Below are 16,065 nucleotides of genomic sequence, written 5' to 3' on the forward strand. Positions count from 1 at the left end.
CTTCTCTCGTACTCGTTCAGACAAAAATGATGGGAAATCGAAGGGAAAACGGTCAGCCGACGGCGATGGGCTGAACCGTGGTCATGGGCCGGAAGCGCCGCCGGTATTCGGCCGGGCCCGCGCCCAGGGCCCGGACGAAGGCCCGCCGCATCGCCTCGGGCGTGCCGTAGCCGCAGGCGCGGGAGACCTCCTCCACGCCCTGCCCGGTGTCCTCCAGCAGCCGGCGGGCGGCCTCCAGGCGCACCAGGTCGACATAGCGCCCCGGCGTCATCCCCACCTCGTCCCGGAAGGCCCGGGCGAAGTGCCGGGGCGACAGGCCCGCGCGGTCCGCGAGCGCGTCCACCGACAGATCGGCGCGCAGGTGCTCCACGATCCAGTGCTGGACGTCGCGCAGCGTCGGCCGCCCGGCGGTCTGGGCGGCGAGCGGCACGCTGAACTGCCGCTGGTTTCCGGGGCGCCGGAGGAAGACGACGAGGTGGCGGGCGATGGTGAGGGCCACCTGCCGGCCGTGGTCCTCCTCGACGACGGAGAGCGCCAGGTCGATGCCCGCCGTCACCCCGGCCGACGTGGCGACGCGGCCGTCGCGCACGAAGATGGGCTCGGGGTCCAGCCGCACCTGCGGGAAGCGCTCGGTGAACCGGTCGCAGTACGCCCAGTGGGTGGTGGCGCGGCGGCCGTCGAGCAGCCCGGCGGCCGCGACCAGGAACGCGCCCGTGCAGACGGAGAGCAACCGCCCGGCCCGGGGGCCGTGCTCGCGCAGCCAGGCCACGATCCGCGGATCCGGGTCGAGGGCGCCCTCCCCGCCCGGGACGACGAGGAGATCCGGCACGGCGCAGTCGCCGAGCGCCGCGTCGGGGGCCAGCCGCAGCCCGCTCGTGCTGCGGACCGGCTCTCCGTCGATCGTCGCGGTGCGCACCTCGTAGCCGCCCGCCGCGCCGCGGTCGGGCCGCACCCCGGCGAACACCTCGTGGGGGCCGGTGACATCGAGGGGCTGGAGTCCCTCGTAGAGGACGATCAGCACCGTGCGGGTTCTCATGGCAACCATGCTGACGGCCCGTCCGGCATGGCGGCAATGACGGGTTCCCCACCTTTCCTGCCATCGGCGTGGACCGCCGGCCGGACACCTGTGACGTTCACCCTTTCCCGCCGTACCAACCAGTACGTACGGTACGGGACATGACCTCTCTCCCCGCCGGCGCCGCACGGCGCTGCCACTCCTTCCTCAACCCCTACCACTCGGCCCAGTACTTCTCCCCGGAGCTCCAGCAGGAGGTGGGCGCCCTCGGTATCGGCGCCGGCGAGAACTGGGGCCCGGCCTATCTGGCGGGGCGTGCCGCCGCCTTCGGCCGGGTCGGGCCCGGCGTGGTGACGGCCTCTTTCTTCAGCTTCAGCCACGAGCTGGTCTCCCGGCACATCCCCGCCGTCTGGGACATCGCCTCCCCCGAGGACGTCCTGGCCGCGCGGCTGCGCGCCGCCGACGCCCAGCTGCGGCGGCTGCTCGGCGAGGAGACCGTGGCCTCCCCGGAGATGGCCGAGGCCGCGGAGCTCGCGCTGCGGGCCACCGAGGCCTGCGACCGGTCCATGCGCACGCTGTACGCGGCCCACGCCGACCTGCCCGTGCCGGACGCCCCGCACCTGGCGCTGTGGCACGCCACCACGCTGCTGCGCGAATACCGCGGCGACGGCCACCTGATGGTCCTCGTCCAGGCCGGCATCGACCCCATCGAGGCGATCCTGACCCACTCGGCCACCGGCAAGGGCATGTCCCACAAGTGGCTGCTGCGCACGCGCGGCTGGAGCGAGGAGGACCTGGCCGCCGGCCGGGAGCGGCTGCTGGAGCGCGGGCTGCTGAACACCGACGGCACGCTGACGAAGGCCGGCGTCGCGCAGCGCGAGGAGCTGGAGGACGAGACGGACCGCCTGGACCGCGCGCCCTACGAGCACCTGGGCGCCGCCGGTGTCGCACGGCTGACCGAGCTGGCGCAGGGCTACACCACGACCCTGGTGCAGGGCGGCGCCTTCCCGGCCGACCTGCGGGGGTAGTCGCCCCACGGGGACGCCACCCCGCGCCGCCCCACGCCCCGGGGGCGGCGCACGGGCGCTGTCACCGGCACCTGCCACAATGCAGATCGCGGCTCAGCGCGGCGGGAACCGCCGCGGAACAGGGAAAGCGGAGCGTGATCGTGACGACGTCGACGTCGATCGAAGGCAGGATCGCCGAGGAGCTCGGCGTGCGGGAGCGGCAGGTGCGGGCCGCCGTCGAATTGCTCGACGGCGGGTCCACCGTGCCGTTCGTCGCGCGCTACCGCAAGGAGGCGACCGGGGCGCTCGACGACGCGCAGCTGCGCACCCTGGAGGAGCGGCTGCGGTATCTGCGGGAGCTGGAGGACCGCCGGGCGGCGGTCCTGGAGTCCGTACGGTCCCAGGGCAAGCTGGACGAGGCGCTGGAGGCCCGGATCCGCGAGGCCGACTCCAAGGCCCGCCTGGAGGACATCTATCTGCCCTTCAAGCCCAAGCGGCGCACCAAGGCGCAGATCGCCCGCGAGGCCGGGCTGGAGCCGCTGGCCGACGGGCTGCTGCGCGACCCCGGCGTCGAGCCGTCGGCGGCGGCCGCCGCGTTCGTCGACGCGGACAAGGGCGTCGCGGACGCCGCCGGCGCGCTCGAGGGCGCCCGCGCCATCCTCACCGAGCGGTTCGGCGAGGACGCCGACCTGATCGGCGAGCTGCGCGAGCGCATGTGGTCGCGCGGGCGGGTGGCCGCGAAGGTCCGCGAGGGCAAGGAGGAGGCGGGCGCGAAGTTCGCCGACTACTTCGATTTCGCCGAACCCTTCACCGAGCTCCCCTCGCACCGGGTGCTGGCGATGCTGCGCGGCGAGAAGGAGGAGGTCCTCGACCTCGCCCTGGAGCCGCAGGCCCCGGAGGAGACCACCGAGGGCCCCAGCGCCTACGAGCAGATGATCGCCCGGCGCTTCGGGATCGCCGACCGGGGCCGTCCGGCGGACAAGTGGCTGGGCGACACCGTGCGCTGGGCCTGGCGCACCCGGATCCAGACCCACCTCGGCATCGACCTGCGGATGCGGCTGCGCCAGGCCGCCGAGGACGAGGCCGTCCGGGTCTTCGCGGCGAACCTGCGCGACCTGCTGCTCGCCGCCCCGGCCGGCACCCGCGCCACGATGGGCCTGGACCCGGGCTTCCGTACGGGCGTGAAGGTCGCCGTCGTGGACGCGACGGGGAAGGTCGCCGCCACCGAGACGATCTATCCGCACGTCCCGCAGAACAAGTGGGACGCCTCGCTGGCCACCCTGGCGCGGCTCGCCCGTGAGCACGGTGTGGAGCTCGTCGCGATCGGCAACGGCACGGCCTCCCGCGAGACCGACAAGCTGGCGACCGATCTGATCGCCCGTCACCCGGAGCTGAAGCTGACGAAGGTGATGGTCTCCGAGGCCGGCGCCTCGGTCTACTCCGCGTCCGCCTTCGCCTCGCAGGAGCTGCCGGATCTCGACGTCTCCCTGCGCGGGGCGGTCTCCATCGCCCGCCGGCTCCAGGACCCGCTCGCCGAGCTGGTGAAGATCGACCCGAAGTCGATCGGCGTCGGCCAGTACCAGCACGACCTGTCCGAGATGAAGCTGTCCCGCTCGCTGGACGCGGTCGTCGAGGACTGCGTCAACGGCGTCGGCGTCGACGTCAACACCGCCTCCGCGCCGCTGCTCTCCCGGGTCTCCGGCATCAGCGGCGGACTCGCCGAGAACATCGTCGCCCACCGCGACGCCAACGGCCCCTTCCGCTCCCGCCGCGCCCTGAAGGACGTGGCCCGCCTGGGCCCCAAGGCGTACGAGCAGTGCGCCGGCTTCCTCCGCATCCGCGGCGGCGACGACCCGCTGGACGCCTCCAGCGTCCACCCCGAGGCGTACCCCGTGGTGCGGTCCATGGTGAAGGCCACGGGCGGCGACGTCGCCTCGCTCATCGGCAACACGGGCGCGCTGCGCTCGATGCGCCCCGAGGACTATGTGAGCGACGCCTTCGGTCTGCCCACGGTGACGGACATCCTCCGCGAGCTGGAGAAGCCGGGCCGCGACCCGCGACCCGCGTTCAAGACGGCCACGTTCAAGGAGGGCGTCGAGAAGATCGGCGACCTGGCGCCGGGGATGCTGCTGGAGGGCGTCGTCACCAACGTCGCCGCCTTCGGCGCGTTCGTGGACGTGGGCGTCCACCAGGACGGTCTGGTGCATGTGTCGGCGATGTCGAAGACGTTCGTGAAGGACCCGCGCGATGTGGTCAAGCCGGGGGACATCGTGCGGGTGAAGGTGATGGATGTCGACATTCCGCGCAAGCGGATTTCGCTGACGCTCCGTTTGGACGACGACGCGGCGCCGGCGACGCGCGGCGCCGGAGCGCCCCGCGAGCGCGCGGAGCGCGGCGGCGAGCGTCGGGGCGGCGCGCCGCGCCCGCGCCGGGCGGAGGGCGGCCGCCAGGCCGCCACTCCCCCGGCGGCGGACGGGGCGATGGCGGACGCACTGCGGCGGGCGGGGCTGCTGTAGCGGGGCCGGGTGCGGCCCGGTGGTCGGGTTGTGCCCACCCTCCCCCAGCTACCGCTGGGAGGTGCCCCCAGCCCAGCGGGACGATTGCCCACAACCCGGGGGGGCCGGGGGCGGAGCCCCCGGTTTCGGGAAGGGGCGGGACTGGGGCACCCCCCCTCCGCCGCGACGGCGATCGGCCGCCACGGCGCGGTCCGGCGGTGCCGAACCGACGCCCGCCGTCGTCGGCACGAGCCGATTGCTGCGCCCGACCGGATGAATGCTCCACGTTCCCGGTGAGACCCGCCGCGTCACCGGCCATCGATCAGACGGGATGACGCCCGTCAACAGCGCGCGCCGTCGCCCGCGACGTCCCGTCCTCCACCGACCAGGGGCGGTTGACCGGAACCGGAAGAGGAGGCGGGCCCATGGACGGGTCGGACGGAGTGGCAGGGCGCAGTTACGCCGCTTGGCTGGTGGACGAGGTCTTTCCCGGGTACGGGAGCCGGGAGGCCGTGGTGCACGGCGCCCGCCGGATGACCTACGCCGAGCTCGCGGAGGCGATCCGCCGGCTGGCCGCGGGGTTCCGGTCGCTGGGGCTCGGCCCGGGCACCACCGTGGCCCTCGCCAGCGGCAACCGCCCCGAGGCGGTGTGGGTGCCCTTCGCCGCGCACCTGGTGGGGGCGCGGTTCCTGCCGATGCCGATGGACCGGGGCCCGGCCGAGTACGCCAGCATCACGCAGAACGCCCCCGCCGACGTCCTGATCATGGACGACCGGATCCCGGAGGCGGGCGCGCAGGCCGTCACGAGCGCGTTCTCCGGGGCCCGCCTCTGGTCGCTGGGCCCCGGCGGGCCGGCGCCGGACATCCTGGACGTGGCCCGGCGGGCCGACCCCGCCCCGGGCCAGGGCTGGGCGGACGCCTCGCGGGTCGAGACCGTCCTGTGCTCCGGCGGCACCACGGGCCTCACCAAGTGCATCCTCCACCGGCACCGGATGTACCGGACGATCCTGGCGCACCCCTTCCTGCCGGAGCCCGTGCGGCTGCTGGTGACGAGCCAGATCGCCCACGTCGGCGGGCTGTACGCGCTGACGAGCCTGGCCGGGGGCAGCACGCTCGTCCTCCTGGACCGTTTCACCCCGGAGGCCGTGATCGAGGCGCTGACGAACGAGCCGATCACCGCCATGATGCTGATGCCCCCGATGCTGTACCGGCTGCTCGACCACCCGGCGCTGGCCGGCGTCGACTGCTCCGGGCTGCGCCGTGTCATGTACGGGGCCAGCCCGATCACCCCGGACCGGCTCCAGCAGGCCCTCGACCGGTTCGGCCCGGTGCTGTGGCAGCTCTACGCGCAGACGGAGGCGTTCGGCCTCACAGCGCTGGACTCCGCCGATCACCTCCTGGACGGCGGGAGACTGCTGCGTTCGGTCGGGCGTTCCTTCCCCGACATGGAGACGGACGTCCGCGACGACCAGGGCCGGTCCCTGCCGCCGGGGGAGGTCGGGGAGATCTGCGCGCGCGGGCCGCGCGTCATGGAGCGCTACCTCAACCAGCCGGAGGCCACAGCGTCCGCGTTCCACCCGGACGGCTGGCTGCGCACCGGCGACCTCGGCTACCGGGACGAGGAGGGCTATTTCTTCCTCATGGACCGGCGCAATGACGTGATCATCACGGGGGAGGCCGGGTCCGCCATCTACTCGCCGCTGGTGGAGAACGCGCTGACCACCCACCCCGCGGTGCGGGCCGCCGCGGTGATCCCGGTGCCGCACCCGTTCTACGGGCAGGCCGTCCACGCCGTCGTCGTCACCGCTCCCGGGGCGCACGTCGAGCTCGACGAGCTGCGCAAGTGCGTGCTGGCCGAGCTGGAGCGGCCCGTCTATCTGCCCGCGAGCTTCGAGTTCGTCGACGCGCTGCCCCTGACCCCCATCGGCAAGGTCGACAAGACCGCCCTGCGCGCGCCCCACTGGGCCGGGCACCAGGGGCTGCTGCACGGGGACACGACGGCGCGGGCGGAGCCCGCGGGCTGATCAGGGCTCGTCGCCGGCGGGCCGGGTGAAGGCGACGGTGGCCAGGGTCTCGGTGCTGGTGCTGTAGCCGATGACGTCACCGCCGGTGGCGCGCTGCGCGCGGATGGCGTTGCCCCCGTATCCGTCGGGGGTGACGTACAGGCCCCAGACCGGCGTCCAGTCCTCGGTCGCCCCCGTCCCCGGGTCCACGACCGGCTCCGGGCGGGGCACGACCCGGCGTTGTACGACGAACCCGCCGTCCGCGGCGGAGCGCAGCGCGTCGCGCCACTCCCGTTCCGGGCAGGCCCAGCCCGCGACGACGCCCGAGCCCGCGAAGCCGCGGCAGGGTTTGAGGATCATCCGTTCGCGTTCCTCGACGCACCGGTCGACCAGTGGCGCGGTCAGCAGTGCGGTCCACGGCAGGATCCGTTCCGTCACCCGTCGCTCCGGCGCGGAGAGCACGGCGTCGCACCGGGGGTCCGACAGCAGCGCCAGGGCGCCCTTGTTGGTGAACAGGGCGCTGTCCAGCCCGGTCCACAGGACCGCGGTCCCCTTCTCCTGGGCGCGTGTGATCGCGTCGAGGGCGTCCTCGTGGCCGATCGTGTCGTCGACGGTGAAGTAGCGCAGCACCACGTCGACGCGGGCCGTGCCGACGAACAGTTTCCCGGCCTCGCCCCGTACGTCGCCCAGTTCGCCGAGGAGCACCTCCAGTCCCTGGCCCTCCAGCACGTCGACGGTACCGGCGATCGGCCGCCGGTAGCGGGGCAGCGCCCCCGGGGCGAACACCAGGGCCACGACGGGGGACGGGCGCGGCGCCACGGCCCGCAGCGTCGCGGCCACGCGTTCGGCGGTCCGTACGTGCCGCAGCGCGTACCGCTCGGCGAACGCGGCGAAGGCGGGCACGGCTTCGAGGGAGCGGGGCAGTTCGCCCAGTTCGAAGCCGCCCACTCCCCCGGCGATGTTGAACTCCAGCAGGGCGAAGCGACCGTGCTCGTCGCGGTAGAGGTCCGCCCGGCCGAAGCGGTCGGCGGGCCGTCCGGCGCGCACGTGGCGCCGCAGCAGCGGGCCCAGGCGGGGCTCGCCGCCCAGGGCCGCCCAGTACCGCTCGACGTCGCCGTCGAAGAGACGGTCGGGCAGGGAGACCAGGACGTCGAAGAGGGCCAGCAGGTCGTCCGCCGCCGACCGCAGCCCGGGCTCGTCGGCGAACAGCGGCCGGGCCAGCAGCCGGGCGTCGCGCAGACAGGCCGGCAGCTCGGCCTCGGCCACGGCCGCGCTCAGCCCACCCCCGGCCGGCCCGCTCCCGTCGGCGCGGCACAGTTCCACATAGCGCGCGGTCACCTCGTCCAAGGCGGCACCTCGTCCATGAGCGGCTCTCCCACCGGTCGGCGTTCACCGTTCGTCTTCGGCAGGAAGCGCGCGTCACGTGAGCGGCTCGCGCTACGCGAGCAGTCCGCCCTCCGCCAGCCGCCGGCGGACCTCGGCCACGGCCTGTTCGGACAGCGGCCGCTGGGGCGCGGCCGTCGCCGCGCAGTCGATGACCCCCAGCGCGCGCAGGGCGGCCTTGAAGCCGCCGAGCGCGGCGGCGCCGCCGCTCATCGTGGTGGTGTCCCCCGCGTCGACGAGGGCGAACAGCGCCGCGAGCCGGTCCTGCTCGGCCGCCGCCTCCCGCCAGCGCCCGGCCCGCGCATGGTCGTACAGCCGTACGTACCCGGCCGGGTCGACGTTGCCCAGGCCGGGGACGACGCCGTGCGCGCCCGCCAGCAGGGCCGCGTCCACGGTGAGTTCGGAGCCGGTGAGCACGGCGAAGGCACCGTCGAGGCCGCGCTCGCGCAGCGCGACCAGCAGGCGGCGGAAGGCGCCCAGGTCGCCGCTGCTGTCCTTGAGCCCGGCGAGGGTGCCGTCCTCGGCGAGCCGGAGGAGGACGGGGGCGGTGAGCTTGCTGTGGACGGTCTGGGGGATGTCGTAGGCGATCAGCGGCAGGCCCACGGCGGCCCGGACGCGGCGGAAGTGGTCGGCGGTCTCGGCGGGGTGCGTACCGGCGTAGAAGGGTGCGGTGGCCACGAGCGCGTCGGCGCCGTGGGCGGCGGCGGCCAGGGCCCGGTCGACGACGCGGGCGGTGGTCATGTCGATGACGCCGGCCAGCACGGGCACCCGCCCGGCCACCGCCTCGACGGTGACCCGCAGCACCTCGTCGCGCTGGGCGTCGCTCAGGAACGCGGCCTCGCCGCTGGTGCCGAGGGCGAACACCGCGTGGACCCCGGCGTCCAGCAGGTGCTCGACGAGCGAGACGAGGGAGCGGACGTCCACCTCGCCGCCGGGGGTGAGGGGGGTGCAGAGCGGAGGGACGACGCCGGTCAGGGGTGTGGGCAGGTGCGTCACGCGGTACAGCATTCCGTCCGGGCCCGCGCTGTCAAGACGGCGTGGCCACCTCCACCAGGTCCGCCGCCGCCAGGGCGCATCCCCAGGAGACCGTGACGCCCGCGCCGCCGTGGCCGTAGTTGTGGACCAGCCTGCCCCCGCCCGGCAGCGGCTCGGCCTCCAGGCGGACGCGCGGGCGGGCCGGGCGCAGGCCCACGCGGTGGCCGAGGACGCGGGCGCGGGCCAGGCGGGGGAAGACGCGGGAGCAGCGGCTGATGATCGCCTGGGCGGTGCAGGGCGAGGGGGCCCGGTCCCAGACGTGTTCCTGGGCGGTGCCGCCGAGGACCGCGCCGTAGGGCTGGGGGAAGACGTAGACGGTGTCGGATCCGGCGTCGTCGGCGGCGGTGAACCACTCGTCGATGCCGGGGTTCTCGACCACGACGAGCTGGCCCCGCACCGGGTGCACCGACGGGTCGGGCACCAGGTCGCGGGCGCCCAGACCGGTGCAGTTGACCACGACGGGCGCCGAGCGGGCCGCCTGCGCGAGCGAGGCGACCGCACGGACGGCGACGGTGCCGCCCGCCGCGCCCAACCGGCGGGTCAGGTAGGCGAGATGCGTGGCCATGTCCAGCAACGGCAGCCGGACGCGCACCCCGCGGTCGTAGCCGTGCGGCAACTCGCCCGCGCCCGCGGTACGCAGCCCCGGCACCCGGTCCGCCCACGCGCCCAGCTCGCCCGGGGCCTGGCCCGCGTGCGTCCCCTCGGCCAGGCGCACGCCGGTGCGTTCCGGCCCGTCGGCCAGGCCGGTCATGACCGCGAGCGAGGCGAGCGCCCAGTCGCCCGCCCGGTCGCGCGGCTCGATCCGGTACGGCCACCACAGGCCGCCGGCCACCGCCGAGGTGGTCTCCGCGGACGGCGAGCGGGTCCACACCTCGACGCGCCGGCCGCGCTCCGCCAGGACCACCGCGCTGGTCAGGCCGATGACCCCTGCACCGACCACGATCACATCGCTTGCCATGCGCCGACGGTACCGGTGAATTCCCCGCCGCCGGGCGGGAAGCGGCACACCCGTGGGGAGGGACGGGGGCCGACCGGCACGCCGCCGGGTGTCCGGAGCAGGGCTCTGTAGCATGCCGGGTAGCTCATTTCATGATCGGCCCACTCGAAGGGACATACGATGGCCACGGCCACTGCTCGCCACATCCTGGTGAAGACGGAAAGCGAAGCGCTGCAGCTGAAGGAGCAGATCGAGGGTGGCGCGGACTTCGCCGAGCTCGCCAGGAAGCACTCCTCGTGCCCCTCTTCCCGCGATGGGGGCAACCTCGGCTCGTTCGGGCCGGGCCAGATGGTTCCCGAGTTCGACCAGGTCGTCTTCAGCGCGCCGGTCGGCGTGGTCCAGGGCCCGGTGAAGACGCAGTTCGGGATGCACCTCGTCGAGGTCACCAGCCGGCAGGACTAGATTCAGGACCGGGTTTCCGAGGGGGTCCGCCCCTCGGAGACCCGGGGCTCAGGCCGGGAAGTCCGGCAGCCGCTTGTCGTAGAGCCAGGGGTGGAGCACCGTGCGCAGCTCACGGCCCGTCACCCGCTCGGCGTGGGCCAGGAACATGTCCGTGTCCGCGCTGCCTCCCCGGTGGGCGTCGTGCCAGGTGCGCAGGGTGCGGAAGAAGTCGTCGTCCCCCACGGCCAGCCGCAGCGCGTGGAGGGTGCAGGCCCCCCGGACGTACACCCGGTCGTCGAAGAGGCTGCGCCGGCCCGGGTCGGCGATGCGGAGGTTCTGCCTGCGGCCGGAGAGGTCCTGCCACGCCTGCCGGGCCAGGGTGTCGGCGTCGTCCTCGTCGAGGTGCTCCGACCACAGCCACTCCGAGTACGTGGCGAAGCCCTCGTTGAGCCAGATGTGCCGCCAGTCGGCGAGGCCGACGCTGTTGCCGTACCACTGGTGGGCGATCTCGTGGGCCACGAGCGTCTCCCAGCCGCGCCGCCCGTCCACATGGTTGCCGCCGAAGACGGACAGCGTCTGGTTCTCCACCGGCGCCGCCAGCTCCGCGTCGACGACGACCGCCCCGTAGGACTCGAAGGGGTAGTCGCCGAAGAGCCCGGCGAAGGCGCGGAGCATCTCCGGCTGGCGGGCCAGGTCGTGGCGGGCCCGTTCGGCGAGGCGGGGCGGGTAGGAGTTGCGGACCCCGCCGCGTTCCTCGTGGAGGAAACGGCCGGTGTAGAGGGCGGCGAGGTAGGAGGACATGGGCCCGGGGTGGTGGTACGTCCAGCGCTCCCTGGCGCCGTCGCCCACGGGCACGTGCTCGCGCAGCGTGCCGTTGGCCAGGGCGTGGTGGCCCCGGGGCACGGTGACGGTGAAGGTGTAGGCGGCCTTGTCGTCGGGGCGGTCGTTGCAGGGGAACCAGGAGGGGGCGCCCACGGGCTGGGAGGCGACGAGCGTCCCGTCGTGGTCGTCGCCGGTGCGGTCCCAGCCGACGCCGCCGAAGGGCGTGGTGACGGGCTTCGGCCGGCCCGCGTAGCGGATGTCGAGGACGAACGCCTGCCCGGGCGCGAGGGCCCGGGCGGACGTCAGGAGGAGCTTGCCGTCGCGGCGCCGGACCGCGAGGGGCTCCCCGTCGAGGTGCGCCGAGCGCACCGACAGCCGGGCCAGGTCCAGCGCCACCACGCGCGTACGGTCGTTGGCGACGGCGTGGATCCGGGCGTGGCCGTCCAGCCAGGCCCGGCCCGGGTCGTAGTCGAGCCGCAGGTCGTAGGCGAGGGTGCGGTGGCCGTGGGAGCCGTGCCGGGGGAAGTAGCCCGGCTCGTCGGCCGTGCGGCGGCTGTCGCCGCCGGCGCAGAGCACGGCGGCGCCCAGCGGGAGCGCCGCCGCGGCCGTGAGGAGGCCGCGGCGGCTGCACGAGAAGCGGTCCCGGAGGCTCATGCCACCAGCTCGGGTGCGGGCCGGGGCTCCGCCCCGGCGATGGGGTTGCCCGCCCAGTGGGTGCCGGCGGGCACCGTCTCGCCGCGCATGACGAGGGAGGACGGGCCGATGGCGGCGTGCTCGCCGACCGTGCTGCCCGGCAGCACGATGCCGTGCGGGCCGAGCGAGGCGCCCGTGCCGAGGTCGACGCGGTCCATGCGCATGATCCGGTCGTGGAAGAGGTGCGTCTGGAGCACACAGCCGCGGTTGACGGTGGCGCCGTCGCCGAGGGAGATCAGATCGGTCTCCGGCAGCCAGTGGGTGTCGCACCACACGCCGCGCCCGATGCGGACGCCGAGGCTGCGCAGCCACCAGTTGAGGACCGGCGTGCCGGTGAACGGACCGGCCAGCCACGGCACGGCGAGGGACTCCACGAAGGTGTCGTAGAGCTCGTTGCGCCATACGAAGGAGCTCCACAGGGGGTTCTCCCCGGCCTTGAAACGGCCCACGAGCAGCCACTTGGCGGCGGTCGCGGTGAGCGCGGCCACGATGCCGGCGGCCAGCAGCAGGGGCGCGGCGATGAGCGCGGCGAAGCCGAGGCCGTGGTCGTCCAGGGCGTCCTGCTCGATCAGCATCACGGCCTCGGTGAGCGCGAGGCCGCACATCAGCGGCAGCACCCGGCACAGTTCGACGGCCGCGCGGGCCATGACGAGCCGTCGGGGCGGCTCGAAGGTGCGCCCGGCGTCGCCGCCGGAGGCGACGCGCGGCAGCGGCATCGCGGGGCGGCCCAGCCAGGAGCTGCCGGGCTCGCTGTGGGCGGGGGCGTCGGACAGCACACCGATCAGCGCGTGGTCGGGAACCTCGCGACCGGGGCCGACGATGCCGGAGTTGCCGACGAACGCCCGGCGCCCGATACGGACGCGGCCCAGCCGCATCCGGCCCGCGTGCAGCTCGAACGGGGCGACCAGGGTGTCGTCCGCGAGGAACGCGCCGTCGTCGACGGTGAGCAGCGAGGGCAGCGGCAGGACCGTGGAGATCTCGGCCCGCTTGCCGATCCGCGCGCCCAGCATGCGCAGCCAGCCGGGGGTGGCCAGGCTCGCGTAGAGCGGGAAGAGTCCGGCGCGGCTGCCGTCGAGGAGCCGGGTGACGAGCCAGACCCGCCAGGCGACGCCGCCGTCGGCGGGGTGGTTGCCCGGGGTGATGCCGCGGCCGAGGATCCGCACGACCAGGGCGATGAGCAGCATCCAGCAGACGGTGGTGACGAAGGTGAACGCCGGGACGGCGGCCAGCAGCCACAGGCCGGCGGTCGTGAGGGTGGCGCAGCCCTCGATCAGGTAGTACGTGCCGACGAGCGCGGGCAGCGCGGCCAGCAGCGGCAGCAGCGGCAGCCCGGCGAGGGACAGCGCGTAGGCGAGGGACCAACGGCGCGAGCGGCGGTGCCGCGCGGTGTTCCGGGCGCCGCGCCCGGTGCCGTCGGGGCGCCGTGCCCCGGGGACGTGCGCGTGCGCGCTCCGCGCGGGGTGGGGGTCGGCGTGGGAGACGCCGGCGTCCCGGCTCGCGCCGGGGAACGGCCGGGCGTCGGCCGGACCGGAGTGACCGGCGGGGGCCGCCGAGCCGAACGCCTGGGCCGGGAACGGCTCGCCCAGGCCCTGCCCGCCGGCCGGACCGGCGGCGCCGGACGGGGCACCGTGGCCCGTCCCCGCGTAGGACACGTCCAGGGCCGGCGCCCCGGAGTGCGCGGGCCCGGCGGTGGGCGGAACCGCCACCGGGCGGGCCGGGGAGCCCTCCCAGGTCTGGCCGGCCGGGATGTGGCCGTCGAGGCAGCCGCCGCCCTCGAGGGTGGCGGCCGGGCCCAGGGAGGCGCCCGGCATCAGCATGGTGCGGTGGCCGACGCGGGCGCCGGCGCCGATGGAGATCGCGCCGACGCGCAGCGTCTCGCCGTCGAGCCACCAGCCCGCGAGGTCGGCCTCCGGCTCGACGCCGCAGCCGTCGCCGAACTCGGCGAGGCCGGTGACCGGCGGCATGGCGTGGAGGGAGATGTTCCGGCCCGTCGCGCAGCCCAGGGCGCGGGCGTACCAGACGGCCCAGGGGGTGCCGAGCAGGGCGGGGACGCCGAAGGAGGCGACGGTGCGTTCGGCGGCCCACAGCCGCAGGTGGACCCGCCCGCCGCGCGGGTACGCGCCCGGCGCGATGCCCCCGGTGAGCAGGCGTGCGGCGGTCGCGCCCAGCAGGAAGCGGGAGGGGGCGCTGAAGAGGATCAGCCAGCCGGCCAGCACCAGCCACCAGGAGGTGTGGGGGGCCCAGGCCTCGGGGGCCAGCAGGCCCAGGACGTTGTCGGCGGCGGCCAGGCCCACGATCCCGCGCAGCCCGGCGACGCCGAACAGGGCGGTCTGCACCACGATCTGGGCCGCGCCCATCCGGCGGCGCACGGGCCGGACCTCGCGCCGCACGGCTTCCTGCGGGGCGAGGGAGTCGAGGTGGGCGGCCATGTCGCGGAGCACGGGATGGCGGTAGAGGGCGGCGACGGAGACGCCGGGGTAGTGCTCGCGCAGCGCGGAGGCCATCTTGGCGGCGGCCAGGCTGGTGCCGCCGAGGGAGACGAAGTCGGAGCCGGCGGAGGGCCGGGTGCCGAGCAGCTCCTCCCAGAGGTCGGCGAGCCGGGCGGCGGTCCCCGTCAGCGGCCCGCCCTCCGCCGCGTCGTCGCCGGCGGTGGGCAGCGGCCAGGGCAGGGCGTCGCGGTCGACCTTCCCGGAGGTGCGGGTGGGCAGCTCGGCGACCTCGCCCAGGACGGGCACCAGCGCGGCGGGCAGCCGTTCCACCAGCAGCTTTCTCGCGAGCTCGCGGTCGTACTCGGGGCCGGGCACCACATACCCGGCGAGCAGCCGGCCGCCGGCCGGGGTGGTGCGGACGGCCGCGGCGGCGCCCAGCACACCGGGCAGGGCGCTGAGCGCGGCGTCGATCTCGCCGAGCTCCAGCCGGCGCCCGCCGATCTTGATCTGGTCGTCGGCGCGCCCGGCGAAGACCAGGCCCTCGGGGTCGGCCCGGACGAGGTCGCCGGTGCGGTAGGCGCGGGTGGTCTCCAGGGCGGCCGAGGGGCGGTAGCGGTCGGCGTCCTTGACCGGGTCGAGGTAGCGGGCGACGCCCACGCCGGCGACGACCAGCTCGCCCTCGGCGCCCCAGGGCACGGGCTCGCCCGCCGGGTCGACGACGGCCAGTTCCCAGCCGTCCAGGGGCAGTCCGATGCGCACGGGCTCGCCGGGGTGCATCCGGGCCGCGCAGGCGACGACGGTGGTCTCGGTGGGCCCGTAGGTGTTCCACATCTCGCGGCCGGGCACGGCGAAGCGGTCGACCAGCTCGGCGGGGCAGGCCTCGCCGCCGACGATCAGCAGCCGCACCCGGTCCAGGGACTCCGGCGGCCACAGCGCGGCGAGCGTGGGCACGGTGGAGACGACGGTGATGCCGCGCTCGACGAGCCAGGGCCCGAGCTCGTGGCCGGCGCGGACGAGGGAGCGGGGGGCGGGCACCAGGCAGGCGCCGTGCCGCCAGGCCAGCCACATCTCCTCGCAGGAGGCGTCGAAGGCCACGGACAGCCCGGCCAGGACGCGGTCGCCGGGGCCGAGCGGGCAGTCCTTGAGGAAGAGACCGGCCTCGGCGTCGGCGAAGGCGGCGGCGCTGCGGTGGCTGACGGCGACGCCCTTGGGCGCACCCGTGGAGCCGGAGGTGAAGATGATCCAGGCGTCGTCGTCGGGCAGCGTCGGACGGTGCGGGCCGGCGGCGGGGGCGGGGCCCGGCAGCAGGGTGTCCGCGGTGATGACCAGGCAGACCCCGGCCTCGCGGAAGACGGTGGCGGCCCGCTCGTCGGGGTCGTCGGCGTCGACGGGGACGTAGGCGGCGCCGCAGCGGAGGACGGCGAGGATCGCCAGGTACAGCTCGGCGGTGCCCGAGGGCACGCGGACGCCGATCCGGTCGCCCGGGCCGGCGCCGGCCCGGCGCAGCCGGTCGGCGCGGTAGGCGACCTCGGCGGTCAGGGCCCGGTAGGTCAGGGTCTCGCTGCCGGTGTCCAGGGCGAGGGCATCGGGGTGCGCGGCGGCGGTGGAATCGAACACGTCGAGCAGGGTGCGCTCCGGGTGGGGCGGGGCGCTTCCGTAGCGCGCCCTGCCCGCTGCGGAGCCCGTGGGTACGGGTGCGGGTCCTGGGAGGGTCGATGACATCGGTCGGTACGCCTCTATTCGACGTGGGTGGCACGGACGCCATCGGACGACGCCCGCAACCACAGACGGCACCCGCCCACGAG

The 16,065-nt window shown here is 75.3% G+C and carries 10 protein-coding genes; 4 read left to right on the forward strand and 6 right to left on the reverse strand.

Annotated elements, in window-relative coordinates:
- Positions 1 to 52: 52 nt before the first annotated feature.
- Positions 53 to 1,036, reverse strand: coding sequence for a GlxA family transcriptional regulator (locus tag ACFYZR_RS17805; RefSeq protein ID WP_391911164.1), 984 nt, complete (start codon positions 1,034 to 1,036; stop codon positions 53 to 55).
- 140 nt (positions 1,037 to 1,176) lie between these two features.
- Between ACFYZR_RS17805 and ACFYZR_RS17810 the strand changes: the two genes are divergently transcribed.
- The 3 genes from ACFYZR_RS17810 (at position 1,177) to ACFYZR_RS17820 (ending at position 6,541) form a co-directional block, all read left to right on the forward strand.
- A complete protein-coding gene (locus ACFYZR_RS17810) occupies positions 1,177 to 2,043 on the forward strand; it encodes a hypothetical protein (protein ID WP_391911166.1) in 867 nt (288 codons plus the stop codon).
- Positions 2,044 to 2,183: 140 nt separating this feature from the next.
- A complete protein-coding gene (locus ACFYZR_RS17815) occupies positions 2,184 to 4,538 on the forward strand; it encodes a Tex family protein (RefSeq protein ID WP_391911343.1) in 2,355 nt (784 codons plus the stop codon).
- Positions 4,539 to 4,942: 404 nt separating this feature from the next.
- The gene (locus ACFYZR_RS17820; RefSeq protein ID WP_391911168.1) at positions 4,943 to 6,541 is read left to right on the forward strand and encodes an AMP-binding protein; all 1,599 of its coding nucleotides are present in this window, start codon (positions 4,943 to 4,945) and stop codon (positions 6,539 to 6,541) included.
- Here ACFYZR_RS17820 and ACFYZR_RS17825 read toward each other — a convergent pair whose 3' ends face one another.
- The 3 genes from ACFYZR_RS17825 to ACFYZR_RS17835 form a co-directional block, all read right to left on the reverse strand.
- Complete coding sequence (locus ACFYZR_RS17825) at positions 6,542 to 7,867, reverse strand: hypothetical protein (protein ID WP_391911170.1); 1,326 nt, start codon at positions 7,865 to 7,867, stop codon at positions 6,542 to 6,544.
- A 90-nt stretch (positions 7,868 to 7,957) separates the two neighbouring features.
- On the reverse strand, positions 7,958 to 8,899 hold the full coding sequence (locus tag ACFYZR_RS17830; RefSeq protein WP_391911172.1) for a dihydrodipicolinate synthase family protein: 942 nt from the start codon (positions 8,897 to 8,899) through the stop codon (positions 7,958 to 7,960).
- 31 nt (positions 8,900 to 8,930) lie between these two features.
- Positions 8,931 to 9,896 (reverse strand): FAD-dependent oxidoreductase, encoded by a 966-nt coding sequence (locus ACFYZR_RS17835; RefSeq protein WP_391911174.1) that lies wholly within the window; start codon positions 9,894 to 9,896, stop codon positions 8,931 to 8,933.
- Between the two features lie 159 nt (positions 9,897 to 10,055).
- Here ACFYZR_RS17835 and ACFYZR_RS17840 point away from each other — a divergent pair, with 159 nt between their 5' ends.
- Positions 10,056 to 10,337, forward strand: a complete 282-nt coding sequence (locus ACFYZR_RS17840; protein WP_391911176.1) for a peptidylprolyl isomerase — start codon at positions 10,056 to 10,058, stop codon at positions 10,335 to 10,337.
- Positions 10,338 to 10,385: 48 nt separating this feature from the next.
- Here the strand turns inward: ACFYZR_RS17840 and ACFYZR_RS17845 are convergent, their stop codons facing one another.
- Positions 10,386 to 11,792, reverse strand: coding sequence for a M1 family metallopeptidase (locus ACFYZR_RS17845; RefSeq protein ID WP_391911178.1), 1,407 nt, complete (start codon positions 11,790 to 11,792; stop codon positions 10,386 to 10,388).
- Complete coding sequence (locus ACFYZR_RS17850; protein ID WP_391911180.1) at positions 11,789 to 15,982, reverse strand: Pls/PosA family non-ribosomal peptide synthetase; 4,194 nt, start codon at positions 15,980 to 15,982, stop codon at positions 11,789 to 11,791. The genes ACFYZR_RS17845 and ACFYZR_RS17850 overlap by 4 nt, the downstream gene beginning before the upstream one ends.
- Positions 15,983 to 16,065: the final 83 nt, after the last annotated feature.

This window comes from Streptomyces sp. NPDC001678, from assembly GCF_042892945.1.
Taxonomy (GTDB): Bacteria; Actinomycetota; Actinomycetes; order Streptomycetales; family Streptomycetaceae; genus Streptomyces.